Origin of the sequence: Salinivibrio sp. ML198 (genome assembly GCF_001996015.1) — a bacterium.
Taxonomy (GTDB): domain Bacteria; phylum Pseudomonadota; class Gammaproteobacteria; order Enterobacterales; family Vibrionaceae; genus Salinivibrio; species Salinivibrio siamensis.
Genome location: NZ_MUEZ01000009.1, coordinates 78818 through 104745, shown reverse-complemented (window position 1 = coordinate 104745; position 25928 = coordinate 78818). Strand labels below are relative to the sequence as shown.

The 25928-nt window shown below is 50.2% G+C and carries 22 protein-coding genes and 2 tRNA genes; 16 read left to right on the top strand and 8 right to left on the bottom strand.

Annotation, left to right across the window (positions count from 1 at the left end; all coding sequences use genetic code 11):
* Positions 1 to 64: 64 nt before the first annotated feature.
* Positions 65 to 1741 carry an ABC transporter substrate-binding protein gene (locus tag BZG25_RS08180; RefSeq protein WP_077638812.1) on the bottom strand — a complete coding sequence of 559 codons (1677 nt, stop codon included), beginning with the start codon at positions 1739 to 1741 and terminating at the stop codon, positions 65 to 67.
* Positions 1742 to 2430: 689 nt separating this feature from the next.
* Positions 2431 to 2595, bottom strand: a complete 165-nt coding sequence (locus tag BZG25_RS15965) for a hypothetical protein (protein WP_156146677.1) — start codon at positions 2593 to 2595, stop codon at positions 2431 to 2433.
* Between the two features lie 816 nt (positions 2596 to 3411).
* Here BZG25_RS15965 and BZG25_RS08175 point away from each other — a divergent pair.
* Together BZG25_RS08175 and yvcK are read left to right on the top strand one after the other, a co-directional pair.
* Positions 3412 to 3984, top strand: a complete 573-nt coding sequence (locus tag BZG25_RS08175; protein ID WP_077578076.1) for an LON peptidase substrate-binding domain-containing protein — start codon at positions 3412 to 3414, stop codon at positions 3982 to 3984.
* Between the two features lie 204 nt (positions 3985 to 4188).
* Positions 4189 to 5121, top strand: coding sequence for a uridine diphosphate-N-acetylglucosamine-binding protein YvcK (gene yvcK / locus BZG25_RS08170; protein WP_046075319.1), 933 nt, complete (start codon positions 4189 to 4191; stop codon positions 5119 to 5121).
* Here the strand turns inward: yvcK and BZG25_RS08165 are convergent.
* The 3 genes from BZG25_RS08165 to uvrB all read right to left on the bottom strand — a co-directional run bounded on the left by BZG25_RS08165 (position 5053) and on the right by uvrB (position 9208).
* Complete coding sequence (locus BZG25_RS08165) at positions 5053 to 5412, bottom strand: Hpt domain-containing protein (protein ID WP_046075318.1); 360 nt, start codon at positions 5410 to 5412, stop codon at positions 5053 to 5055. The two genes, yvcK and BZG25_RS08165, sit on opposite strands and share 69 nt — an antisense overlap.
* Positions 5413 to 5425: 13 nt before the next feature.
* A complete protein-coding gene (luxO, locus tag BZG25_RS08160; RefSeq protein WP_241828675.1) occupies positions 5426 to 6874 on the bottom strand; it encodes a quorum-sensing sigma-54 dependent transcriptional regulator LuxO in 1449 nt (482 codons plus the stop codon).
* Between the two features lie 306 nt (positions 6875 to 7180).
* On the bottom strand, positions 7181 to 9208 hold the full coding sequence (uvrB, locus tag BZG25_RS08155; RefSeq protein WP_046075316.1) for an excinuclease ABC subunit UvrB: 2028 nt from the start codon (positions 9206 to 9208) through the stop codon (positions 7181 to 7183).
* An 809-nt stretch (positions 9209 to 10017) separates the two neighbouring features.
* Between uvrB and BZG25_RS08150 the strand changes: the two genes are divergently transcribed.
* The 10 genes from BZG25_RS08150 to gloA all read left to right on the top strand — a co-directional run bounded on the left by BZG25_RS08150 (position 10018) and on the right by gloA (position 17685).
* Positions 10018 to 10093: transfer RNA gene (locus BZG25_RS08150), tRNA-Asn, on the top strand.
* 141 nt (positions 10094 to 10234) lie between these two features.
* A tRNA-Asn gene (locus BZG25_RS08145) sits at positions 10235 to 10310 on the top strand.
* Positions 10311 to 10543: 233 nt separating this feature from the next.
* The gene (gene rsxA, locus BZG25_RS08140; RefSeq protein WP_046075315.1) at positions 10544 to 11128 is read left to right on the top strand and encodes an electron transport complex subunit RsxA; all 585 of its coding nucleotides are present in this window, start codon (positions 10544 to 10546) and stop codon (positions 11126 to 11128) included.
* Entirely contained in the window at positions 11125 to 11700 is a 576-nt protein-coding gene (rsxB, locus tag BZG25_RS08135) for an electron transport complex subunit RsxB (RefSeq protein WP_046075314.1), read from the top strand. Before rsxA ends, rsxB begins: the two co-directional genes overlap by 4 nt.
* Complete coding sequence (rsxC, locus tag BZG25_RS08130; protein ID WP_077638810.1) at positions 11700 to 14150, top strand: electron transport complex subunit RsxC; 2451 nt, start codon at positions 11700 to 11702, stop codon at positions 14148 to 14150. Before rsxB ends, rsxC begins: the two co-directional genes overlap by 1 nt.
* A 5-nt stretch (positions 14151 to 14155) precedes the next feature.
* Positions 14156 to 15235, top strand: coding sequence for an electron transport complex subunit RsxD (gene rsxD, locus BZG25_RS08125; RefSeq protein ID WP_077638809.1), 1080 nt, complete (start codon positions 14156 to 14158; stop codon positions 15233 to 15235).
* Positions 15232 to 15870 carry an electron transport complex subunit RsxG gene (gene rsxG / locus BZG25_RS08120; RefSeq protein ID WP_077638808.1) on the top strand — a complete coding sequence of 213 codons (639 nt, stop codon included), beginning with the start codon at positions 15232 to 15234 and terminating at the stop codon, positions 15868 to 15870. The genes rsxD and rsxG overlap by 4 nt, the downstream gene beginning before the upstream one ends.
* The gene (locus BZG25_RS08115) at positions 15867 to 16565 is read left to right on the top strand and encodes an electron transport complex subunit E (protein WP_046075310.1); all 699 of its coding nucleotides are present in this window, start codon (positions 15867 to 15869) and stop codon (positions 16563 to 16565) included. The genes rsxG and BZG25_RS08115 overlap by 4 nt, the downstream gene beginning before the upstream one ends.
* Positions 16566 to 16582: 17 nt before the next feature.
* Positions 16583 to 17224: an endonuclease III gene (gene nth, locus BZG25_RS08110; protein ID WP_077638807.1), complete on the top strand. Its 642-nt coding sequence runs from the start codon at positions 16583 to 16585 to the stop codon at positions 17222 to 17224.
* A 44-nt stretch (positions 17225 to 17268) separates the two neighbouring features.
* Positions 17269 to 17685, top strand: a complete 417-nt coding sequence (gene gloA / locus BZG25_RS08105; protein WP_046075308.1) for a lactoylglutathione lyase — start codon at positions 17269 to 17271, stop codon at positions 17683 to 17685.
* Positions 17686 to 17797: 112 nt separating this feature from the next.
* Here gloA and motY read toward each other — a convergent pair whose 3' ends face one another.
* Complete coding sequence (gene motY / locus BZG25_RS08100; RefSeq protein WP_046075466.1) at positions 17798 to 18679, bottom strand: flagellar protein MotY; 882 nt, start codon at positions 18677 to 18679, stop codon at positions 17798 to 17800.
* Positions 18680 to 18912: 233 nt separating this feature from the next.
* On the opposite strand from motY, the gene rnt reads away from it, so the two are divergent.
* From rnt to BZG25_RS08085, 3 genes are all read left to right on the top strand, one after another.
* A complete protein-coding gene (gene rnt / locus BZG25_RS08095) occupies positions 18913 to 19581 on the top strand; it encodes a ribonuclease T (protein WP_046075307.1) in 669 nt (222 codons plus the stop codon).
* A 500-nt stretch (positions 19582 to 20081) separates the two neighbouring features.
* Positions 20082 to 21413 (top strand): outer membrane protein transport protein, encoded by a 1332-nt coding sequence (locus BZG25_RS08090; protein WP_046075306.1) that lies wholly within the window; start codon positions 20082 to 20084, stop codon positions 21411 to 21413.
* A gap of 360 nt (positions 21414 to 21773) precedes the next feature.
* Positions 21774 to 23096, top strand: coding sequence for a Na+/H+ antiporter family protein (locus BZG25_RS08085; protein WP_046075305.1), 1323 nt, complete (start codon positions 21774 to 21776; stop codon positions 23094 to 23096).
* 105 nt (positions 23097 to 23201) lie between these two features.
* Here BZG25_RS08085 and grxD read toward each other — a convergent pair whose 3' ends face one another.
* Positions 23202 to 23540 carry a Grx4 family monothiol glutaredoxin gene (gene grxD / locus BZG25_RS08080; protein WP_046075304.1) on the bottom strand — a complete coding sequence of 113 codons (339 nt, stop codon included), beginning with the start codon at positions 23538 to 23540 and terminating at the stop codon, positions 23202 to 23204.
* 283 nt (positions 23541 to 23823) lie between these two features.
* On the opposite strand from grxD, the gene sodB reads away from it, so the two are divergent.
* Positions 23824 to 24408 (top strand): superoxide dismutase [Fe], encoded by a 585-nt coding sequence (sodB, locus tag BZG25_RS08075; RefSeq protein ID WP_046075303.1) that lies wholly within the window; start codon positions 23824 to 23826, stop codon positions 24406 to 24408.
* 150 nt (positions 24409 to 24558) lie between these two features.
* Here the strand turns inward: sodB and asd are convergent, their stop codons facing one another.
* Positions 24559 to 25680 carry an aspartate-semialdehyde dehydrogenase gene (gene asd / locus BZG25_RS08070; protein ID WP_102505349.1) on the bottom strand — a complete coding sequence of 374 codons (1122 nt, stop codon included), beginning with the start codon at positions 25678 to 25680 and terminating at the stop codon, positions 24559 to 24561.
* Positions 25681 to 25928 lie beyond the last annotated feature (248 nt).

The window sequence follows — 25928 nt, the reverse complement described above, 5'->3', positions numbered from 1 at the left end:
ACATAGCGACAACCAGCCAAGGGAACCGCGTGGTGCGGCTCCCTTATCAGCTGTGAATCAGGCGTTACTCAGCCTTGATATAAAGATCTTTTGAGTAGATCTTCTCTTCGGCGTTATTGGCAGGGAAGCCACCGACTTGTGGACTAAGCAGACGCGCTTTTACATACTGGTAAATCGGCGCAATCGGCATGTCTTTTGCCATCTGGGCTTCCGCATCCAAGTACAGTTGTGTGCGCTTGTCGTCGTCTGTGGTGGTCATGGCGTTTTCCATGATCGCATCATAAGCTTGGCTATCATAATGCACACCACCTGATGAGTTGGAGCTGCGCATCAAGCTGAGGAAGGTAGACGCTTCATTGTAGTCACCACACCAACCGGCGCGCGCGACATCAAAATTACCTTCATCTTTGGTGCTCAGGTAGGTTTTCCACTCTTGGTTATTAAGTGCAACATCCACACCCAGCTTGTCTTTCCACATTTGACCGATTGCGACGGCCAGCTTTTTGTGGTTTTCGCTGGTGTTATAAAGCAGTGAGAAGTCGAGCGGGTTGTCTTCACCGAACCCAGCTTCTTTGAGCAGACGCTTGGCCTCTGCATCACGCTCTTCTTGTGTCATCTTGGCGTACGCTGGCAGCTCAGGATCAAATCCAGCGGTAATTTCAGGCGTCAAGAAATACGCAGGCTTTTGCCCTTGACCCAGTAGCGCATCGGTAATCACGTTACGGTCAATCGCGTAAGACAAGGCTTTACGCACACGAACATCATTAAAGGGTTCACGCTTGGTATTAAAGATGTAGTAGTAGCTACACAGGTTACCCACGATAGACAAATCTTCTGGGTGCTCGTTTTTCAGGCGACGGAAATGCTCGTTCGGGATCTCATACGTCATGTCAATTTCGCCGGCCAAGTAGCGGTTCATTTCTGCGACTTGGTTTTCAATCGGCAAATAGGTCACTTTATCGAGCGTGGTATTTTCATTGTCCCAATATTGGTCGTTACGGGTTAACTCAATGCGCTCATTAATCACCCAGTTATCCACGACATAGGCGCCATTACCCACGAAGTTCTCAGGTTTGGTCCATTGGTCACCATGTTTTTCCACCGTTTCTTTGTGTACCGGCTTCATGGTGGTGTGACCCATCATCTTCACAAGATAAGGCACCGCGGTATCTAACGTTACCTGAAGGGTGTGATCGTCTAGCGCTTCAACGCCCAATGTGTCTTTATCTTTGTCACCTTTAATAATGGCTTTGGCATTCTCCATGTGGGTGTAGCCAAGGTACCAAGAGTAAGGTGACGCCGTCATCGGATCAGCCACGCGCTTAAAGCTGTACTCAAAATCTTGCGCAGTAACAGGATCACCGTTAGACCATTTGGCGTCTTCACGGAGATAAAAGGTAAACACCTTGTTGTCTTCGTTTTCCCAGCGCAAAGCGACGCCAGGGATAACATTGCCGTCTGCATCTTGGTTGACCAAGCCTTCTAGCAGGTCACGAATAACGTGCGACTCAGGCACGCCTTGAGTTTTATGCGGATCCAACGACGCCACTTCGGCACCGTTACCACGCACGAGCTCTTGCTCTGCCGCCAGTTGCGGCTCGCCTGCCGCGGACTCGGCTTGTTGTTTGGTTTCAGGGTTGGATTGAGAGGTCTGTTTTTGCTCTGGTTCGCTGCATCCTGCTAGAGCCAGAGAAAGGCCAGCGCCCATAAAGAGGGTTCGGGTGATCGTGTTTAGCTTCATCGTGTAACTCCATAACAATCGCTATTGCATCCATGACAATCGACGCCACGTGGCGGGGGAATCCGTTTTGCACAATCTAAAAAGATGTACTACGCCTCGCTGCGCGATTAGAGGCAAAACATTACCAAGCAACGCTGTGTTTTGCCATAAATCTGAAGTATTTTGCCATAGAATGAGATTAAAAACTCATCTTTCACTACTTAAAAGTCGCATAAAGGAATTTCAAGCTGGTAAGACGAGGCCGCGTTAGCGCTTTATTCACCACAAGAAACAAAATACGGAACAAATTGCTATTTATACTGAATCTGGGGGCATTGGCACTAATGCTGAACTAGCTTGCGGTCGAAAAAACACACAAGCCTCTCTCTATCTTCGCAATCTCAGTGACTTTGACTGCCAACATGCGTCAAATGTTACTTAATTGTAAAGCCGATACTAAACGTTATTTGTCAAAAAAACTCAACAGAAACACATGCACGTGATGTCAGACAGCTATCACGGTCACAAAATCTGAATTGAATAAGCGGTAATGGTGCCTATCAACGGAAACGCTCACCGCGAATAGATGCGAGGATCAAGCACGGATGTCGAACGGAGGGAGAACGTAGAAACGGCTGCTCCGGTAGGCTTGAGCGGTGATAATGTCGCAACAAAGCCAGCTTCGCAGGCTGGCTTTGTTCTATAAGCCACTATTTTTTGGCATCGTCGGGACTAAAAACGGGGCCACTATCCGATGAACGATCACTGGCCTGATCGCGCAGAACACGGTTGTCCTCACGTGCTTTTTCCATTTCTGGCATGACCTCGTTAAGCATTTCTTTGATTTTCTTGTTGCTATAGCGCTTGTGTTTCATTGTGTCCTCCTGAACTCATCAGTATTTGGCACAGTCACTCGCGGAACAACGACCGAGTCCACTCGGCTGTTACGCCAGTACAAACCGCTTGTGCAATTTTTAAGCTACACCCTCATCGTCAATAAAGCAAAATATTGCCGAAAAGGCACGCCAAACATCTTCGCCCCCACAACATCTCGACGTCTCAACCCAGAGCCATAGCGGATATCGGCCCGCTCTTGGCTTAGTTTAATAACATTTGCTGATAATAAGCGGCTGTTTAGACGAAATACCAATATTGACGCTTTTTTAAACAAACGATGTTGTTATTCGGCGCTCTATCCCCCATCATTGTGTTGTTGATGAGCTGTTCCCGATCATCAGCCTAATTTTTCTTCCGACAAGAGAGTAAAAAGCAAGACTATGAGACCACAAAGCTCAACCTCGCGCCCTTTATGCGCACGCGTTCGCCATGGTTACAACCCAAATAAAGGAAAAAAACCACAGGTTAACCGCTAACGCGGTGTTGATGTTAAAAACACCTCTTTAATAGCCTTCAAATGGAGGCTATTTTTTTGTCTTTATATCGCGATACTGACGACGAATCAGGGCGTAATCCTACTCACGGGCGACCGCAAAGCGAGCAAGTTAGCGTTTGCACAATGCGTTATCGCGAGCGGATTTGCGTTGCAAATTGCGAGTTCTCACCCTCAAGCGCTACGCAATCGCGACATCACGATGCCGAACCGCTGGTATACGGGCGTTTCAAAAAGTAGGCACCCCTTTTGCAATATCTAGATTACTAGACCAACGCCATTGCTTGTCAGGGGGTGTCACATGGGACAATCCACACCAATTTTGTTTAATGATCGTCACATCTTGCCCGGGGGCCGGATACCTCTTCGGATCCCAGCAGGCGACTCGTTAGACACACTCGTATTCGCGTTAAAGCATGGACTCCCTATCGGAGTGTGTATGGCGGAAACACAAGCCCAGCGCTCTCACGTGGATATTGGCACCTTTATTGAAATTGAGGACTATACCCGAAGCCAAGAAGATGGCTGCTTAGTGATCACGGCACGGGGAACCGCACGCTTTGCGATTCATGCGTTTAACCAGCAGCACAACCACATCTTGTTTGCCTCGGTCAACGCATTACCTCGGTGGCCTGATTGCCACGTCGACAAACAAAGCGAGCCTCTCGTGGAGCGCTTACAGTCGATGTTTGAGCGCTACCCTGAACTACAACAAATGCACCGAGAGACCGAGTTCTCCAATTTGGCGTGGTTATGCCAGCGCTGGTTAGAGCTGCTGCCGCTCCCCACCGGGGAAAAACAACAGTTGATGGCGAACAGTTCCTGTGTCGCCACACGGGATTATCTGTTGAGCATGATGCAAGATCCCCATTAAACCGTTTTTATTGCTGCCTTGCTATTTGCCCTTTTTATTCATCTGCTTGATTGGGCGAGGTAACGCGACGCGTTACCTCTTTTTTTGCCTTCACCCTTTTGTCCCACTTTCCTGACTTGCTCACACTTTACTGCTCTGGTAAATACCTAGTCGCTCAAGCTTCAGGTAAACTAGGCACATTGATTTTTCTCAGGAAACGACGCAATGATCCAACAGGTTTCAGATCAGCATTCACAACGTATCGTCGCGATCGGTGGCGGGCATGGTCTGGGGCGCGTCTTATCGGCATTGGGAATATATGGCGAGCAGGTAACAGGCATCGTCACCACAACCGATAATGGGGGATCCACTGGCCGTATCCGTGCATGCCAAGGTGGGATAGCCTGGGGCGACATTCGTAACTGCCTCAACCAATTAATCACCGAGCCCTCGGTCGGCTCCATGCTGTTTGAATATCGCTTTAAAGGGAAAGGTGAGCTGAACGGGCATAATTTGGGCAACCTGATCCTTACGGCACTGGATAACCTCTCAGTCCGTCCGCTTGAAGCCATCCAACTTATTCGCGATCTGCTAGATATCCGCCCTAATTTACTGCCGATGTCCGAGCACCCTGCTGAGCTTGCCGCGTTAACGCCAGAGGGTGAGACGGTGTCGGGGGAAACACATATTGATGAGCTAAGCGCTCCCCCGACGCGTCTCTTTTTGTCCCCAACCGTCCCCGCGACCCGCGAAGCCATTGAGGCTATCGAGCAGGCTGACTTGATTTTGCTCGGCCCTGGCAGTTTTTTAACCAGTGTAATGCCGCCGCTGCTCGTCCCCGAACTCAGCCGTGCGTTGAAACATACACAGGCCAAACTGGCGTTTATTAGAAACCTTGGCAAGGAAATCGGGCCGGCGGGTGACATGTCATTAGCCACTATGCTTGCTTGGTGCGAGCGTGCGATGGGTGGGAAAGAAATCGACATTGTGATCGGAGAACAAAACGCGTCGCAGCTCGCCACACGTTACCAACAAAAAGAGGCCAGTTTGGCCTCCTCAAATCATCATTGGCGTCATGACAGGGATAAACTACGTCAAGCTGTTGATGAAGTTTTGCTCGACGGCCATTTCTCGGTAGGTAGAGGCCGTTCCTCGTAACATCTCGGTCAGCTCATCTAAATGATGTGTCATCCACTCCTGTTGCCCTTGCTTGACGCGTGATTCACACTCACGCGCCATCTCGGCCAGATCATCCGCACCAAAACTGGCAGCACTGCTTTTGATCGCATGGCTGATCTCGCGAACTTGCTCGATCGATGGCGAACCAGACAATTGAGAATGGTATTGGGATAGCTCGTCGCTAAATACAGTGAGCAAAACCGTCACCGTATCCTCGCCTACTTCTGATTTCAGTCGACGTAATGTTTCAGTATTTACTGTGGTGGCCATACATCCATTCCTATCATTCATGCGCCGCAGATTTTTGCCAAGCTTGTAGTTTTCGGTACAAGGTTGAAGGGCTAACTTCAAGTAACCCCGCCGCTTGCGGGATATTGCCATTACACACGTCGATCGCGACTTCAATAGCACGTTTTTCCGTTTTCCATAATGGTTCTATATCGGCTTTCATCACCACTGGCGATGCTGGCTTGACGGGCTCGTGAGTTGCTGATGCGCTGTTCGCCGTTTCCGATCGCGTGTTATCTCCTGTAGATGCAATTTCAGCACCAGAAACGCGAGCGACTGGCGATGGTAGCATCTCTTTGCTGACTTCTTCGCCGTTATGCAACACCACTATGTTACGGATCACGTTTTGCAGCTGCCGAACATTGCCTGGCCAGTCGTATCGAAGGAGCTGAGTGGTCACTTCGTCACTAAAACGACAAAAATCTTTGCCTTCTTCAGCGGAAAACAGCGCGAGTAAGGCGTTGGCAATGGCGATCACATCGTCTCCACGCTCTCTTAAAGGCGGCAACTCGAGTGGAATAACGTGCAAGCGGTAGTAGAGATCTTCCCGGAATTTCCCCTGCTGTACTTGGAGCCAGGGATCGCGGTTAGTGGCACAGACAAACCGGACATCCACCGACTTCACTTGCGAGGAGCCGACTTTTTGAAAACTCCCCGTTTGAATGAAACGTAGCAGTTTGGATTGCAAATCCATATCCATTTCGCAAATTTCATCCAAGAACAAGGTGCCACCATTGGCCATTTCTGCGGCCCCTTCACGCTCAGACGCAGCGCCAGTAAAGGCTCCTTTCACATGACCAAATAACTCACTTTCAATCAAATCTTTCGGGATAGCCGCGCAATTCAGTGCAATAATTGGCTTGTTACTTCGCGTACTGGCAGCATGAATCGCTTCCGCGCATACCTCTTTACCGGTCCCGCTTTCACCGGTAATAAACACCGTGGCTTTACTGGGCGCAGCCGATTCGATCACACGGTACACCGCCTGCATCGGCAGACTGCGACCAATAAACCCGTGGTATTCACTTTCCTGCTTGGTCGCTTTCCCCGGATGACTCGGCTTGGGTTTGAGCGACTTATTGACCGTGACACGCAACTGATCGGCTTCACAAGGCTTGATCAAAAAGTCATTGGCACCATGACGCATGGCATCGACAGCGGCATCAATCGAACCATGAGCGGTCATAATAATCACGGGTAAGTCGGGCGCGACTGCTCGCACTTTGGCAAGCACATCAATGCCCGACATATCCGGCAGGCGTAGATCTAAGATCATCAGTGCTAACTGATCGCCTTCTCGCTCGAAAAAAGCCATCGCATCCTGACCCGTCCCTACAATGGTGACATCCACATCTAAGGGGTTAAGGTAGGATTTATATAACGCCGCAACCGACGCCGTATCTTCCACCATCAATATTCGTTTACTGGGTGATAGTGCTGGCATGTATCCTCCAAGAATCGCATCGCGGCGTGTAGCGATAACTCACTCAGTTGCACGAGCGTATGCGAAATGCGTTGCATTATGCAATTGTGCCCTCATTGTAGCTGGGCGAGTCCGTTAAAACCACACGTTTTGTCGATGTAATGGCTATCTTTTATTTTTGGCACGCCAAATGCATCTATTCCAGTGACCCTCAGGGGTCACCTAGCCAACTGACGTTGTTTGTGAGTTTTCACTCACTGAAACACTGTAGCCAACCTGTCATTTAGGTTGGCTTTTTTTTACTTCGCGCGGTGCTTTTTCATCCCATTAGCTGTTTACAATAAACTGCTCGCGCAGCGCTTGTAACTGATCTCGCAATTGTGCCGCGGTTTCAAACTCAAGGTTCTGCGCTGCCTCAAACATCTGACTTTCCAGTTTTTTGATTTCAGCATCAATTTGTTGTGGTGACTTCAACGCATAGTCCGCATCAGGCTCGGCAACGGCACGCAACGATTTGACTGCTGGTTTCGCGCTTTTACCCCGTTTACCCGTGCCTATCTCCATCACGTCCATCACTTTCTTATTGAGTTTCTGTGGCGTGATACCATGCGCCTCATTATGTGCAATTTGCTTCGCCCGGCGTCGCTCCGTTTCATCAATGGCGCGTTTCATCGACTTGGTGATCGAATCGCCATATAAAATCGCTTTACCGTGAAGGTTACGTGCTGCACGGCCAATGGTTTGAATTAATGAACGTTCAGAGCGCAAAAAGCCTTCTTTATCCGCATCCAAAATCGCGACCAAAGACACCTCAGGCATATCTAACCCTTCACGAAGCAAGTTAATCCCGACCAAGACATCAAACTCACCAAGACGGAGATCCCGAATAATTTCCATGCGCTCCACCGTATCAATATCAGAATGAAGGTAACGCACTCGCACATCATGCTCTTGCATGTATTCGGTTAAGTCTTCTGCCATACGCTTGGTCAAGGTCGTCACCAGCACGCGCTCGTCTCGCTCACGACGAGCACGCACCTCAGAGAGCAAGTCATCCACTTGAGTGGCGACCGGACGCACTTCTATTTCAGGATCGATAAGCCCCGTCGGACGCACCACTTGATCAATGATATCCGCGCCCGATTTCTCAGCTTCATAGTTACCCGGCGTGGCGGAAACGTACACGGTTTGTGGCGCGAGTGCCTCAAACTCATCAAATTTTAGCGGTCGGTTATCCAACGCTGAAGGCAGCCGAAACCCATAGTCCACCAAGGTCTCTTTACGCGAGCGATCGCCTTTGTACATGGCACCAATTTGCGACACGGTGACGTGCGACTCGTCGATGATCAACAGTCCATCGGCGGGTAAATAATCAAACAAGGTCGGTGGTGGTTCGCCTTCTGCACGACCACTCAAATAACGCGAGTAGTTTTCGATACCCGAGCAATAGCCCAGCTCATTCATCATCTCAATATCAAACTGCGTTCTCTGTGTGATGCGCTGCTCTTCCAGCAGTTTATTATGCTCAAGCAGTGTTTTTTTACGTGCCGATAGCTCCGTTTTTATCTGCTCCACTGCTTCGAGAATACGCTCTCGTGGGGTGACATAGTGCGTCTTAGGGTAGATGGTGCAACGAGGCATGTCTTTGACACTCACCTGCCCCGTTAAAGGATCAAACACGCTGATGGTTTCCACCTCGTCGTCAAACAGCTCCACCCGTATGGCATCTTTGTCCGATTCAGCCGGAAAGATATCGATGACTTCACCGCGAACGCGAAAAGTTCCGCGCTCAAAGGCCATATCATTGCGGGTGTACTGCAACTCAGCGAGGCGTTGTAAAATGGTACGCTGGTCTAAAAAGTCACCGCGGCGAATGTGAAGCATCATTTTTAAATACGAATCAGGGTCACCCAAGCCGTAAATAGCAGAGACCGACGCCACAATCACCACATCACGGCGTTCCATCAACGCTTTTGTCGCCGACAAACGCATCTGCTCAACGTGATCATTAATCGACGCATCTTTTTCTATGAAGGTGTCTGTCGAAGGCACATATGCCTCTGGTTGATAATAATCGTAGTAAGAAACGAAGTACTCCACCGCATTGTCAGGGAAAAACTCGCGCATCTCCCCATAAAGCTGCGCCGCCAATGTTTTATTGGGAGCCAATATCATAGTAGGGCGATTGAGCTCAGCAATGACATTGGCCATGGTGAACGTTTTTCCCGACCCTGTTACCCCCAGCAGCGTTTGGTGGGCAAGACCGGCCTCTAACCCTTCACACAGACGGTGGATGGCCTCAGGCTGATCACCTGATGGTTTAAAAGCAGAATGCAGCGTAAATGTTTTACTCATGAACCTATCCTGTTTGGGGCTGACCACGATGTCCAGCTTGGGGCGCTAACGCGAAAAGTCTATTGTCCTGACTCGCCCTGCGGAGTCAACGATTGCGGTTAACTACTGACAAACTGCCAATTGCGATCTTTTTCGTCTTGGACGCTTGATCTCATGAAGGTGTCTAGGTAACCTATCGTTCCTCTTTTGGCATGCAGCCATTGCAGCCAGCTTGTCTAAGCAAAGACGGCTCTGAGCGAAGACGTGCTCTAAGCTAGAACAAAGCACTAAACGCATCGAGCACGAAGCAAATCAAGTGCAAAGAGCATAGAGTGCAATAAAGATAAACCTCTAAATCATGCGTTTTCGCGCGTATTTCTATTGAATATCCTCTCTTATCACTTTTTTATCCCCGATACTCAAGGGTTGAACAAATAGCGACCTGTGCATAATCCACGATCGTTTTTTTTTCAAACTGATCGCATTAAAAAAAGCACAAACATTAAAAATCAATACCTTATAGTCATTCCCATGCCGACGATAGCTGCGTCAAGCTTGTATAAAATCAGTCACATAGTCAGTTGATCAAGATCCACACACATGGTTATCCACAGAATCTGTGGGTAACCGCTGAGAGCCCTTTCATTACCGGCCGTGTAAAAAGTCAAGAAAAAAATAGCCTCTATGCTCAATCACTCGCCACTATGATGCTTTTATCAGCGTCGCTGGCTAGCTTTTCAGCAGTCGATTGAAAAGACAGATTTTATTGCTTTTCATCAGTTGACACCTTTCGAGGTGCTCGCTAACATTCGCCCCGTTCTCAAGGCAATTCCCCCTTAGTTCAGTTGGTAGAACGGCGGACTGTTAATCCGTATGTCGCAGGTTCGAATCCCGCAGGGGGAGCCACTATCTTGAGATAAGATAGACATTGCAAAAGTGAGCACCCTTTCTGCTGCGCAGAATATGTCGCAGGACTAGGCGTCCCCGTCGAATCCCGCAGGGGGAGCCACTATCTTGAGACCTCACAGAACACAATAGCGACACGATTCCCCCATAGTTCAGTTGGTAGAACGGCGGACTGTTAATCCGTATGTCACTGGTTCGAGTCCAGTTGGGGGAGCCAAATTTATGTCTCTGTTCTCCTTGACCTATCCTACTTTCTCCGTGATCTCATCACACACTCTTACCGTGATCGAACACGCTACGCTGCCACTACCCCTAGATTAAGGTGCGCGCGTAAAGCGTCACTAACAGCTTACAGCGAACCAAGCAAAAACCCTGCTTGATGGCGGTTGTTATAGCCGCCTCAAAGGTCGATAATAGGCAGATCACAAAAACATTAAATGATTAAACAGCATGGCTGAGTATTTGTTGCTACTGGTGGGCACAGTATTGGTCAATAACTTCGTACTGGTGGAGTTTTTGGGCTTGTGTCCATTCATGGGCGTATCAAAAAAACTGGAAACAGCAATTGGGATGGGGCTTGCCACAACCTTCGTGTTGACCTTGGCATCAGTGAGCTCGTATCTGGTTGAAACCTATATTCTTATCCCACTTGATCTCGGATACCTGCGCACACTGAGCTTTATCTTAGTGATTGCCGTGGTGGTGCAGTTCACGGAAATGGTGGTGCATAAGACCAGTCCAACACTGCACCGACTATTGGGCGTATTCCTACCTTTGATTACCTCAAACTGTGCGGTACTCGGGGTGGCCTTGCTCAATGTGAAACAACAGCACAGCTTTATCGAATCGATTATTTACGGTTTTGGGGCGGCCTGTGGTTTCTCGCTGGTTCTCGTTTTATTCGCTGCAATGCGCGAGCGCATTGCAGCCGCTGACGTACCCGCGCCTTTCAAAGGCGCGTCAGTGGCAATGATTACCGCAGGATTAATGTCGCTCGCCTTTATGGGCTTTACAGGACTGGTGACTTTATCATGAGTGGAATAGTGATAGCGGTGGTTGTGCTTGCCGCGCTCGCCGCCATATTCGGTGCAATCCTAGGTTTCGCCTCGATTCGCTTTAAGGTGGAGGCGGATCCTATTGTCGATCAAATTGATGCCATTCTGCCGCAAACGCAATGTGGCCAATGCGGTTACCCTGGCTGTCGCCCCTATGCCGAAGCCATTGCCAATGGTGACGAGATTAACAAGTGTCCGCCAGGTGGCCAGCAAACGATTGAAAATTTGGCTGATTTGATGGGCGTCGAAGCGACCGAACTCGCCCACGATGAAGAAAAAAGTATCAAAACCGTTGCCTTCATTCATGAAGAAGATTGCATCGGCTGCACCAAGTGCATTCAGGCCTGTCCGGTCGATGCGATTGTAGGCAGTACCAAAGCGATGCATACCGTGATCGAGCAAGATTGTACTGGGTGTGATTTATGTGTTGCCCCCTGTCCGACCGACTGTATTGAAATGATCCCCGTTCAGGACACCCCTGAAACCTGGAAATGGAAGCTTGAACAAATTCCCGTTGTAGATGTCACTGAGAGTCAGAGAGCACGCGCCTGATGGACAGCCTTATAGAACAAATAAAACATGGCCAGATCTGGGATTTCCATGGCGGCATTCACCCGCCTGAGCATAAAACTCAGTCGAATCACGGCGCCATTTTAGAAAAGATACTCCCTACCGAGCTGGTTATCCCGCTAAAGCAACATATTGGCAGCAAGGGAAAATTATGCGTGAGCCAGGGCGATCGGGTATTCGCGGGACAAGCCCTCACTGAGACGGATATTCAACAATGTGTGCCGGTACATGCGCCGACATCGGGCACCGTGATTGCCATCGAAGATAGAACCATCGCGCATCCTTCAGGCTTGTCCGACCGTTGCGTGGTGATTCAGCCCGATGGAAAAGATGAGTGGGGACCTAAACCAGCCCTCCCGGCTTATCAAACCCAGCCGCCAGAGCAATTGATCGATCATATCCGCTCTATGGGCATTGCTGGAATGGGAGGCGCTGGCTTTCCAACCGCAAGAAAACTGCAAAGTGGCTTGGCGCGTACTGAAGTACTTATCATCAACGCCGCAGAATGTGAGCCTTATATCACCGCCGACGATCGGCTGATGCAAGATTGCGCCGATGAAATCGTCGCAGGGGTACAAATTCTTAATCACATTGTTAAGCCTAAGCTGTCCGTGATTGGCATTGAAGATAATAAGCCAGAGGCTATCGCTGCGCTTAAAGCAGCGGTGAAAGCCGCCGATGAGGACATACTCATCCAGGTAGTACCTACCAAGTATCCATCTGGCGGTGAAAAGCAGCTGATTCAAATCATTACCGGCAAAGAAGTCCCAGCCAAAGCCTTTCCCGCCAGTATTGGTGTGCTTATGCAAAACATCGGGACCACTTATGCGATCAAACGCGCCGTGCTAGATGGCGAGCCGCTGATCAAGCGTGTGGTCACTTTGACTGGGAAAACACTCAAAACCCAGCAAAACCGGTGGGCACTACTTGGCACGCCAATTGGCGAATTGTTGGCGCATCATGGTTACAAGGCTGAGAAAAAACTGCCTCGGGTGATTATTGGTGGCCCGATGATGGGCTTTACCGTCCCACACACACAAGTGCCTGTGACTAAAACCACTAACTGTGTACTGGTGCCAACGCGCAAGGAAATTGCGCCTGCCAAGCAAGAGATGGCCTGCATTCGTTGCAGTGCCTGTGCCGATGTTTGTCCCGCTCACCTGTTGCCCCAACAATTGCAGTGGTATGCCAAAGATCAGGACTACGACAAGTGCCAAGACTATGATCTCTTCGATTGTATTGAATGCGGCGCCTGTGCCTATGTGTGTCCGAGTGAGATCCCACTGGTGCAATACTACCGCCAGGCCAAAGCAGAAATTCGTGAAATTGAAGCGGAAAAAGAAGCCGCGGAGCGCGCACGTCAGCGTTTTGAAGCCAAAAAAGCGCGAATGGAACGTGAAAAACAAGAACGAGAAGAAAAACATCGCAAAGCGGCCGAGCGTCGCAAGCAAGCGGCGCAACAAAACACTGGCTCGGGTGATGCGCTTAACGCTGCGGTAGAGCGCGTGAAGGCGAAAAAAGCCGCGCAATCGGCATCGAGTGATGTCAAACCTGCTGTTGCGGCGGCGATCGCACGGGCCAAAGCGAAACAAGCCGAAGCGGCAAAAACCGGCAGTGATGAGCCAGACAACAGTGAAATGATGAAATTGCGCGAAGATCGTAAGCGTCAAGCGCGAGAGCGTAAGGCGGCCAAAGAGGCGCAAAAAGCTTCAGCAGCTGCTGATTCACAGGCAACATCCGACAGCACCGAGAGTCAAGACGGCAAGAAAGACGCAGTCGCCGCCGCGGTTGCCCGTGCCAAAGCACGCAAAGCGGCTCAGCAAAGCGATGCCAAGGTAGAGCCAACACCGGCGGCCAAGCAATCATCCGCCGCAGAAAACACGACGGCACAAACGGATGATGCTGGCGACAAAAAAGCCGCTGTCGCCGCAGCCGTTGCCCGTGCCAAAGCACGTAAAGCCGCTCAGAAAAGCGATTCCAAGGCAGAGCCAACACCGGCGGCCAAGCAATCATCCGCCGCAGAAAACACGACGGCACAAACGGATGACGCTGGCGATAAAAAAGCGGCTGTCGCCGCCGCCGTTGCCCGTGCCAAAGCACGAAAAGCCGCCCAGCAAGGCGACACCAAGGCAGAGCCAACACCCGCGGCCGAGCAATCATCCGCCGCAGAAAACACGACGGCACAAAAGGATGGCGCTGGCGACAAAAAAGCCGCAGTCGCCGCCGCGGTTGCCCGTGCCAAAGCACGTAAAGCGGCCCAGCAAGGCGACACCAAGGTACAACCTGAGACGGCTGCCGATACGTCATCCGACGCTGCAGACACCGCGCCTGCAACCGACGAAGCTAACGACAAAAAAGCCGCTGTCGCCGCCGCCGTCGCGCGTGCTAAGGCGCGTAAAGCCGCACAACAATCACAAGAAGATAAGGAATAACCCACGTGGCGTTTTTCATTGCAAGTTCACCACACGCCCACAACAAACGTTCCACCAGCCATATTATGCTGACGGTGCTTCTCTGTGCCCTGCCCGGTTTGGCCGCACAGTGGTATTTCTTCGGCTGGGGCGTGCTGGTTCAATTAACCTTGGCGGTCATCACGGCATGGTCAACCGAAGCACTGGTCATGCGATTACGTCGTCGCCCCGTGATGGCTTACCTTCGCGATAATAGCGCCCTACTCACAGCGTTTTTATTGGCCGTCGCGATCCCACCGATGGCGCCTTGGTGGGTGATCGTCATTGGTACCGCGTTTTCTATTATTGTTGCCAAGCATATATACGGCGGATTAGGACAGAACCTCTTCAATCCAGCCATGGTTGGCTACGTGGTACTCCTCATCGCTTTTCCGGTGCAAATGACCACCTGGTTACCGCCAGAGAGTCTCGCCACCCATAGTTTGACCATTACCGATACCCTCGCGGCGATTTTTGGCGGCTATACCTTAGATGGTTTTAGCGTCAACCAATTGCGTATGACCGTGGATGGCGCCACCATGGCGACGCCTCTGGATACCATTAAAACCGCGCTAGCAGGCGGTCAAACTGTCAGTGAAGCCTTGCAACAGCCCATTTTCTCAGCGCTAGGCGGTAAAGGTTGGGCTTGGGTAAACACGCTTTACCTACTCGGTGGTTTGGTGCTTATCCAACGTGGCATTATCAATTGGCATATTCCTGTCGCGGTACTCGTCGCCTTGCTTGCTTGTTCATTACTCGGCCACTTGGTCGCACCGGATCAACTCGCGTCGCCCCTGATTCATTTGTTGTCTGGCGCGACCATGCTCGGGGCGTTTTTTATCGCCACCGATCCGGTGTCGGCCTCCACCACCGACCGTGGCCGCTTATGGTTTGGTGGCCTGATAGGGGTGTTGGTGTATTTAATACGTACTTGGGGCGGCTACCCAGATGGCGTCGCGTTCGCAGTAATCATTGCCAACTTGTGCGTCCCATTGATTGATTATTACACCAAGCCAAGAACGTATGGGCATGCCACAAACCGTGCGGAGAAGAAGTCAAAGTCATGATTGATACCATAAAAAAACATGGGGGCATTCTCGCTGTTGCTGCCCTCTTGTCGACAGCACTGGTGGCGGTCACTCACGCGCTAACTGAAGATACCATTAAAGAGCAGCAGCAAATCCAATTATCAAAGGCGCTCAATCAGGTGATCCCTGAAGACAGGCACGATAATCCGCTGCATCAAAGCTGCCGCCTTATCGAAAATAAGGATGCACTGGGCACCGATGACGCCCAGCCTTTTTATGTTGCCACCCTAGGCGGTGAGGTCAGTGCCGTTGCTATTCAAGCTATGGCCCCTAATGGCTACAATGGTGCCATTAAGGTATTAATTGGCATGGATGCGACCAACCATCAGGTGCTGGGTGTGCGGGTTCTCGAGCATAACGAAACCCCAGGACTGGGAGATAAGGTGAGCTTGCGGGTGTCAGATTGGATCCGTAGCTTTAGCGGCAAAACCGTCACCAGCGAAGACGATGCGCGTTGGGCGGTCAAAAAAGACGGCGGGCAGTTTGATCAGTTTACTGGCGCCACCATTACCCCGCGCGCGGTTGTCGGCGCCGTCAAAAAAGCGGCTTGGTTTGTGAGCCAACACCAAGACGCGCTGATCAACCAACCGGTTAATTGCGGAGGAGCGTCATGAACAGCGCCCACAAAGAGCTAATGAAAAATGGCTTATGGAGTAATAACCCAGCGTTTGTGCAGCTACTAGGTTTGTGCCCACTGTTGGCGGTATCCGCTACCGTCACCAATGCACTTGGCCTTGGGATCGCGACCTTGGCCGTACTCGTAGGCTCCAATTTGATTGTGTCACTGATTAGGGACTGGGTACCCAAAGAAGTGCGCATTCCTATTTTCGTGATGGTGATTGCTTCACTGGTGACCTGCGTGCAACTGGTCATGAATGCGTATGCTTACGGCCTTTATCAATCGCTCGGTATTTTTATCCCATTGATTGTCACCAACTGTATCATCATCGGCCGCGCCGAAGCCTTTGCCTCTAAAAACCCTGTCGGCTTGTCGGTGAGTGATGGTTTTTGGATGGGCACCGGTATGACAGTAGCCTTGGTGGTATTAGGGGCTATTCGCGAAATTATCGGCAATGGCACCTTGTTTGATGGTGCCGACCTCTTGCTCGGCGACTGGGCTGCCGCACTTAGGATTGAGATTTTTCAATTCGACACCAAGTTTCTGTTAGCCATATTACCACCGGGCGCGTTTCTCGCGGTCGGCTTTCTCATCGCGTTGAAGAACATCATTGATACACACCTTGCCAGTAAAACAGAAAAAGACGACAAGCCGGTGATTGAGCGCGCACGGGTGACGGGTAATCAATGATCCACAGGATAGGGTAAATGAATAAAGAAAAACGACGACAAATTCTGGAGCGCCTGCGCGATAACAACCCGACTCCGCAAACCGAGCTCAATTGGTCAACCCCTTTCGAGTTACTGATCGCGGTGTTACTGTCTGCGCAAGCGACCGATGTGAGTGTCAATAAAGCCACCGATAAGCTGTATCCGGTGGCCAATACGCCCGAAGGGCTACTGGCATTGGGCGTGGATGGGGTGAAGTCATATATCAAAAATATTGGCTTATTCAATTCCAAAGCGGAAAACGTGATTAAAACCTGCCGCGCCTTGATTGAGCAACACCATGGCGAGGTACCAGAAAGTAGAGAGGCGCTAGAAGCCTTGCCCGGCGTGGGACGCAAAACCGCCAATGTGGTACTCAACACCGCGTTTGGTTGGCCCACCATCGCCGTGGATACCCATATTTTTCGCGTGTCCAATCGTACCAAGTTCGCGATGGGTAAAAACGTCAATGACGTGGAAGAAAAACTGATCAAGGTGGTGCCGAAAGAATTTAAGGTCGATGTGCACCACTGGCTAATTCTGCATGGACGCTACACCTGCCTCGCACGAAAACCTCGCTGTGGCAGTTGTATCATTGAAGATTTATGTGAGTACAAAGAAAAAGTTTATCCAGATAGCTAACGCCGTCAACGGCGAGCACTGGCAAGCCAAAAAGGAGCAACGTCATGTCAAACGGCAGAATTCTACACACCATGATCCGCGTCGGTGATCTAGACCGTGCTATCAAGTTTTATACCGAAGTAATGGGAATGCGTTTGTTACGCACCAATGAAAACGAGCAGTACAAATATAGCTTGGCGTTTGTCGGCTATAGCGATGAATCAGAAGGCGCCGTGATTGAGCTGACCTACAACTGGGGCGAAAGCGAGTACGATCACGGTAACGCCTTTGGCCATATCGCGATCGGTGTGGATGATGTTTACGCGACCTGCGATCAAATTCGTCAAGCGGGCGGCAATATCACCCGCGAGCCAGGCCCTGTCAAAGGCGGTAGTACTGAAATCGCCTTCGTGACTGACCCTGATGGCTACAAATTGGAGCTTATCCAAAACAAAAGTGCTTCTGCGGGTCTGAACGGCTAACACAGCAAGACACGTCACAAAAATAAGCCCGGCATTCGATGCCGGGCTTTTTCGTGCTGTCTATGTTGTATCGGAGGCATACACTGTCTGTGATAACCTTGGTGGCTGTCGCCTATAACAAGGTTCTTCCTAACGAAATCACCACGCGGCGGTTTTTACTGCGCCCAATTGGGTCGTCGTTGTCAGCAATCGGACGGCGTTCGCCATAAGCCTCAACGGTAATCCGATCTTCAGGTAAGCCCAGCGAGGTAAAGTAGTCGCGCAATTTCTTCGCTCGTCGCTCGGACATTTGCTGATTGGCTTCACGGGTGCCACGCGCATCAGAGTAGGTCGCCACTAGCACCAAATCGATATCATCGCTGTAACGAACAAACTCGGCTATCTGCGTCAATCGTTGGCGGCTTGCTTTGGTCAACTCATCGCTGTTTTCTTGATAACGCAAGACGGTAAAGGAAATGTCCTCAAACGCATACGGCAATAACTTATTCAGACACCGGCTAAATTCATTATATGGCGCGCCAAATGCCACCGCCGATAACGCCACATCCACCTGTCGCTGCTGACGCTGCCAGTCTTTAAAGCTAAACGTGGGGAATCGTCCCGCCTCTAGCTCGCTCAGCATCGCCCAAGCCGTTTGACCGCCCACATAGCCATCAAATTGTTTGAAGAACTGGAGTTGGTCCATATAGCGTGCCGGCTCTCCGGGCATCCAGTCAGCGGGCATGGAAAGCAGTGACACCTGCGCGGTCTCACCCATCGGCCGCTGCATATCGAGTGAGAAATCGAGATTCATGTCCTTACTGGCTCGTGATGTGAACGATGCTTGCCCGTACCCTGGCACATCATGCTCTAGACGGCACTCAATGGGCGTATCAATTGTCACGGTCCAGTTTGACTCCCCCAACGATGCCACGTATTGCTTGTTAGCAGACGCCTGATTGGGCAAAAGAAGAGCAACACATGACACCACCACTGGGATAAAGTGCCATTTCATTAAATCAACAGGACAAAACGCCATTACAGACTCCGTACGTCGCGTGATTCTGTCTTCACGCACAGTTTACTGCTTGAAAGGTTGCGCGAGTCACCGCTGCTGCAGTGACCAAAACATGGCTTAGACAAAAACAATTGGTTATAAAGTTATCGACACGTTACACGCCGACTTTAGCTTAACGCCACTATTTGCGATAATCACCCTTTTCTTATTATTCGTAAAGTGACATCAGCATGAGCCAAGCAAGTGATCCAAACAGTCTCAAAGCCCGATTCCGTGGTTATTTCCCTGTCGTTGTCGACGTTGAGACAGCCGGCTTCAATGCCCAAACCGATGCACTGCTAGAGATTTGTGCTGTCACCTTAAAAATGGATGAGCAAGGCTGGCTATCGCCAGACAAAAAACTGCACTTTCATGTCACTCCCTTTGAAGGTGCCAACCTTGAACCCGCCGCCCTAGAGTTCACCGGCATCCGTGACCCTTATAGCCCACTACGCGGCGCGGTTGATGAAGGCGAGGCCTTGCGGGAAATCTTTAAGCTTATCCGTAAAGAGCAAAAAGCAGCGGAATGCCAACGCACCATTATGGTTGCCCACAACGCTAATTTCGATCACAGCTTTGTGATGGCCGCCGCCGAGCGGGCGCAGTTAAAGCGTAACCCGTTCCATCCTTTCGCCACCTTTGATACCGCCGCCCTGAGCGGACTGGCGCTCGGGCAAACAGTGTTGGCGAAAGCTTGCCAAACGGCGCAAATCCCGTTCGATAATAAAGAGGCGCACAGTGCGCTCTATGATACCGAGCGTACCGCTGAGCTATTCTGTGAAATCGTCAATCGTTGGAAACGCTTGGGCGGTTGGCCCCTGCCTTCCACCTCGGAGAGCACAGCGTCCCCCTCTACCTAATCACGCTGGTGTAAAGACCGTATACGCACAGTCAGGTCGGCAACAACGCAACCTTTGCGTTGCTACCGACCCTGCATGCTTGACGCCAAACGTGTTCACAAACCACAAAAAGTTCAGCTTATAGTTGTTAACAATTTGTTTGCGGTCACATTTTTGTGATCTTATTTTGGTCTTTATTTCGTTATCAGACTAACCACTATTAAACAGGCACATAAGGAGTGAGCGACAAAAAACGAGTGTGAAAATCACGTTAAATAGGGGCTGAGCATAGGTATAACTCAAATAGAGTATTTACTTAAAACAACTGATAGAAACATTGTCAGCCCAACCAGGTGAAATATTGTGTTACCCGTTTTGAAACCAACCTTTAACAAACGTGAAATTGGTGCCACTATTGAACCTGTAGAACATCCGACCACTTCTCACGCCCACGTAAGATGGGCACTGAAGCGGCGGCCCCAAAGAACAAGAAGCTAATTAACAAAGGAGTGAGGCGCGTTATGTCATCACTATTTAAGAAATCGCTAGTGGCAACCAGTTTATCTTTGTTAGCCGTGCAAGCACACAGTGCCGGCTTCCAAGTATCAGAAACCTCGGTATCCGGTTTGGGGCGTGCTTTTGCCGGTGAAGCCGCTATCGCAGATAATGCCGCAGTGGGCGCACGTAACGCCGCTGCCCTAACCCGCTTTAACACCACCGCTTTCTCGGGCGGCTTAACCATTATTGATCCTGATGTCCACGCGGATGTTGAAAGTGCCAGTAATGGTAGTACTAGCAAAGCAACCCTGGAAGCAGGAGGGTTTGCTACAGACGAAAACGATCTGGCTCCGACTGAGTACGTCCCTAACTTTCATTTGATTCAACCCCTAGATGATCGTCTTGTAGTTGGTTTTTCTGCCTTTTCCAACTTTGGACTATCAACGGAGTATTCTAAAGACTTCGCTGCTGGACCCGGAGCCGGTGATACTGCACTTGTCACCATGAACTTCAACCCCAATATTGCTTATGAAATCAATGATCAGTGGAGTATTGGCGCGGGCGTTAGTGCCATTTATGCAGACGCAGAATTAAATCGATTTGCTGGGGCTTCAGCATCGACCCTTAACTCTGCGCTTAGCGCGTACGGTACGTCTTTTACTAAAACAAGTCGGATTTCGCACCTTAAAGGGGATGGCTGGGGCTTTGGTTGGAACATCGGCACGCTGTGGGAAATCGATGAGAATAACCGTCTTGGGCTTTCCTATCGCTCTCAAACAGATATCACTCTTGAAGGTGACTATGAGGGTGTCTCAACTCTGGGTACCGGAACAGTGGGCCAAATCGATAAAGTGGGTGGCGAACTAGATCTGAATCTACCAGAAGTTATAGAGTTTTCTGGCTTCCACCAACTTAACCAGCAAATTGCAGTGCATTACAGTGCTATGTATGTAGGCTGGGACAGCTTCCAAGAGTTGAAAGCTACCAGTGAACAATGTAACGACCAAATCAATAGCGTTGATAATCAGTGTCTACAAAAAGACGAAAACTGGGATAACAGCTGGCGTTATGCACTGGGTGCCACCTATACCATGGACGATCACTGGGCATTCCGTGCCGGTTATGCATACGATGAAAGTCCAGTGGATGCCGAAGATCGCACACTCAGCATCCCTGACTCTGACCGTCACTGGTGGAGCCTGGGTACGACCTACACTGCGAATGAGAACCTCTCTGTTGACGCGGGTTTCGCTTACCTAGATGGCGACCAAGTTGACGGCACTGAAGACGGGTTTGCGTTCTCAGCCGGTGGCGATGCGTACATCTATGGTTTGCAGCTGAACTACTTGTTCTAATCCCGACTGCTTAACCTAAACCCAAAGAGCCGGCCTATTAAGGCCGGCTTTTTTCGATCTATGTTCCGACCTGAATGACATTAGAAGCGATGGCTGGCCGCTATGATGGAATAACGCGACCAAGCCCCGCACACAGACATGCCGTGAACCCATCCCTGGGGGCGCCGCCGCGCCCTTTTTGCCTACTTTACTGGTCGCGACTTTCAGCAACACTGACAAGCATGAAAGAAAGTAACCAAAAAAAACCGATTACCCCTCGACACGGACAAAATTTTGCGCAAACTGGGTAGCTTAATTACAAAACCATAGATAATTACTGCAGTGAAGCTGCAGTCATCACACCCATAACAGGAATGTTTAATGAACCCGGTAGTCATTTCAGTCTGCGTCATGCTGGCATTGGCGCTTATGCGTGTAAATGTCGTTGTCGCGCTCACGTTCAGCGCCGTCCTTGGCGGCTTGGTCGGTGGCCTTAGTATTTCCGACACCATTAGTGCCTTTGAGGGCGGACTGGGTGGCGGTGCCACCATTGCCCTGAGCTATGCGATGCTCGGCACCTTTGCCGTCGCTATCAGCCGTTCTGGGATCACGGATGTGCTTGCGCACTCGGTGATCCGCAAGTTAAACGCGCGTCCAACCGATGCCAACACCGCCACCTTTAAATATGTTGTTTTAGTCCTTTTAGGCCTGTTAGCAATTTCGTCGCAAAATGCGATTCCGGTCCACATTGCCTTTATCCCTATTGTTATCCCCCCACTATTGCATGTGTTCCAACGCTTAAAGCTCGACCGTCGTCTGGTCGCCTGTGTACTCACCTTTGGCTTAATCATGCCGTATATGGTGTTACCGGTCGGCTTTGGCGGCATCTTTTTGAACAACATTTTGCTCAAAAACCTCAATGACAATGGCTTAGATGTGGTCGCGAGCCAGGTTCCTACAGCCATGTTATTGCCTGCAGCGGGTATGGTGGTTGGCCTGTTGATCGCCACCTTTATTAGCTACCGTCAGCCGCGCCAATACAGTGAAAAAGACGTCTTGAGCGCTGAGCCGGAAAACCAAGGCATTCAATCGCGCAACTTGTGGGTCGCCGCGATTGCCATTGTCGCCGCATTAAGCGTGCAACTAATGGCAGGCTCAATGATTGTGGGCTCGTTGGCTGGTTTTATGGTGTTTACCTTTGGTGGCGTGATCCGCTGGAAAGACACCCAGGATGTGTTTACCAAAGGGGTGCACATGATGGCGATGATTGGCTTTATTATGATCACCGCCGCGGGCTTTGCTGCCGTCATGAAAGCCACGGGGGGCGTCGAATCCTTGGTCGCGTCCCTATCGGGGTCAATTGGTGAGAACAAGCCGCTTGCAGCCTTTTTGATGTTAGTGGTGGGGCTTTTGGTCACCATGGGGATCGGCTCGTCATTCTCAACCATTCCCATTATTGCCACTATTTATGTCCCCCTCTCACTGGCATTTGGTTTTTCACCGATGGCGACAATTGCCCTGGTAGGCACGGCAGCCGCATTGGGCGACGCGGGCTCACCGGCATCTGACTCCACCTTGGGTCCCACATCGGGGCTGAATGCCGACGGTCAGCACGAGCATATTTGGGATACTGTGGTGCCCACCTTTATTCACTACAACTTGCCATTAATTGCGTTTGGCTGGCTCGCGGCCATGGTGCTCTAAGCGGATACGCTAAACAAACGTCACGCACAATGTCAGACATAGATGAATACAAAAAAGCCACGTCTTGGACGTGGCTTTTCAATGTTTGTCACATCAATAACCGCGTTATTCGTTGTCACTCGCATCACGGCGCTCAGCCGCTTCTTTGACCAATGGCTGTAGCTCACCTTTTTGGAACATTTCCAGAATGATGTCACAACCGCCGACCAATTCACCTTCAATCCAAAGTTGTGGGAAGGTCGGCCACTGCGCGTATACAGGCAGCTCTGCGCGGATATCTGGGTTTTGTAAGACATCCACATAAGCAAACTTCTCGCCACACGACATAAGCGCTTGAGAGGCTTGTGAAGAAAAACCACAGCTTGGCAGTTTTGGCGACCCTTTCATGTAAAGCAGAATCGCATTTTCTTCGATTTGCTGCTTGATTTTGTCCGTTGTTTCCATTGCTTCCTCGAACACTGTCTGTGAATCTTGCCTTGATTCTACTGGTTAACAAGCCGGAAAAAAATGCCTAAATCTTTTGTGGGATTAGGCATAAAAATTTTACTGCGATCCTTTTAATAAAGTAAAAACTTGCTAAACTACACTCAGCAAAACGAAAATAGTAGCCACACCCGATGCTTAGGTGGTGAGTTGTTGATGTGATCATTGATGACAAACGACACGCTTGAGCGGCCGGTGATGGACTACAGGAAGCACTCTCACGATAAAAACGGAGATATAAGCAATGTCATTCCAACTACCTGAACTCCCTTTCGCAAAAGATGCGCTAGAGCCACATATCTCAAAAGAGACGCTGGACTATCACTATGACAAGCACCACAACACCTATGTGGTGAAGCTTAATGGTCTGATTGAAGGGACTGACTTTGAAGGTAAATCACTGGAAGAGATCATCAAAACCTCTTCAGGCGGTGTATTTAACAATGCTGCGCAAGTGTGGAACCACACCTTCTACTGGCACTGCCTAAGCCCTAACGGTGGCGGCGAGCCTACTGGTGACGTTGCAGAGGCAATCACTAAAGCCTTTGGCTCTTTTGACGAGTTTAAAACTCAGTTCACCAACGCCGCGGTCACTAACTTCGGCTCAGGCTGGACGTGGCTGGTGAAAAAAGCAGATGGTTCAGTGGCGATCGTCAACACATCAAACGCTGAAACCCCACTGACTCACGACGGTGAAACGCCACTACTGACCGTGGACGTGTGGGAGCACGCTTACTACATCGACTATCGCAACGTGCGTCCAGACTATCTGGCTGCTTTCTGGAAGTTGGTCAACTGGGACTTTGTGGCGAAAAATTTCGCAGGCTAAGTCAGCTTACGAAAAAGTATGAAGTTAAGGGGGCGTCTATCGCCTCCTTTTTTATGCACGCTTGATACGCTAGGACTAAGCGATACAGAACATCGGACACAAAAAAGCCGCCAACTCCGTTGACGGCTTAATATGGCTATTACACGGCCATTAGCCTTGCTCTTTTTCCGACAAGATAATACGCAACGTACGACGTAGAGGCTCTGCCGCGCCCCACAGCAGCTGGTCACCCACGGTAAAGGCATTAAGGAAATCGTCCCCCATGGCCAGTTTACGCAAACGACCCACAGGCACAGACATGGTGCCTGTCACCTTCGCCGGGCTCAGATCCGTCATGGTCACATCGCGCTCATTAGGGACAACACTGACCCAGTCGTTATGAGATGCAATCATGTCTTCAATTTCATCCATTGGCACTGCTTTTTTCAGCTTAATGGTCAATGCCTGGCTATGACAGCGCATCGCTCCCACACGGACGCACGTACCGTCGATAGGGATTGGGTTATTGTCTAACCCCAAGATTTTATTGGTTTCAACCGAGGCTTTCCACTCTTCCTTGCTCTGACCATTTTCGCGCTTCACGTCAATCCAAGGGATCAGTGAACCGGCAAGCGGCACGCCAAAGTTGTCACTTGGGAAGTCACTCGAGCGCATGGTTTGCGCAACTTTGCGGTCAATGTCCAAGATAGAAGTGGCAGGGCTGGCCAAATCAGTGTTGACAGCATCATTAATCACGCCCATTTGGCTGATCAGCTCGCGCATGTGCTTGGCACCTGAGCCTGACGCAGCTTGATAAGTCTGGGCGGTCATCCACTCGACCAGGCCATTTTGGTATAGGCCACCCAAGCCCATCAGCATCAAACTCACGGTGCAGTTACCACCAACAAAGGTGCGCGTGCCTTTATGAATTCCCGCTTGGATTTGTTTGAAGTTAATCGGATCCAAGGTGATGATACTATCATCTGCCATTCGTAGTGATGACGCCGCATCAATCCAATAGCCTTTCCAACCTGATTCACGCAGCTTTGCGTAAACATCGTTGGTATAATCTCCGCCTTGGCAGGTGATAATAGCATCGAGGGTTTTTAGCATCTCAATGTCGTAAGCGTCTTTTAGAGTGCCCGCATCCTTACCGTAGTTCGGAGCGTCAATCCCAACCTGAGACGTACTAAAAAACACAGGTTCGATATGGTCGAAATCTTTTTCTTCCACCATACGCTGCATCAGCACAGATCCCACCATGCCACGCCAGCCAACTAAACCTACTCGCATCATAATTTTCACACTCCATGTTGTGTGACCGTCGTTTAAAGTTCGACAGTCAGTGAAAAAACGTTTTTGATACTAACACGTCTTTTCACAGTCGTCAGGTTAGCCCCTTTTTCTGCTCAATTATCCACCATTTTTTAACCGTTCCATCACTGGTACCCACCTTGATTTAACGTACATACGCCGACAAACACCGCCTCCAGACACATAAAAATCATTAATATAAAACAGATAATTAACCTTAAAAACAC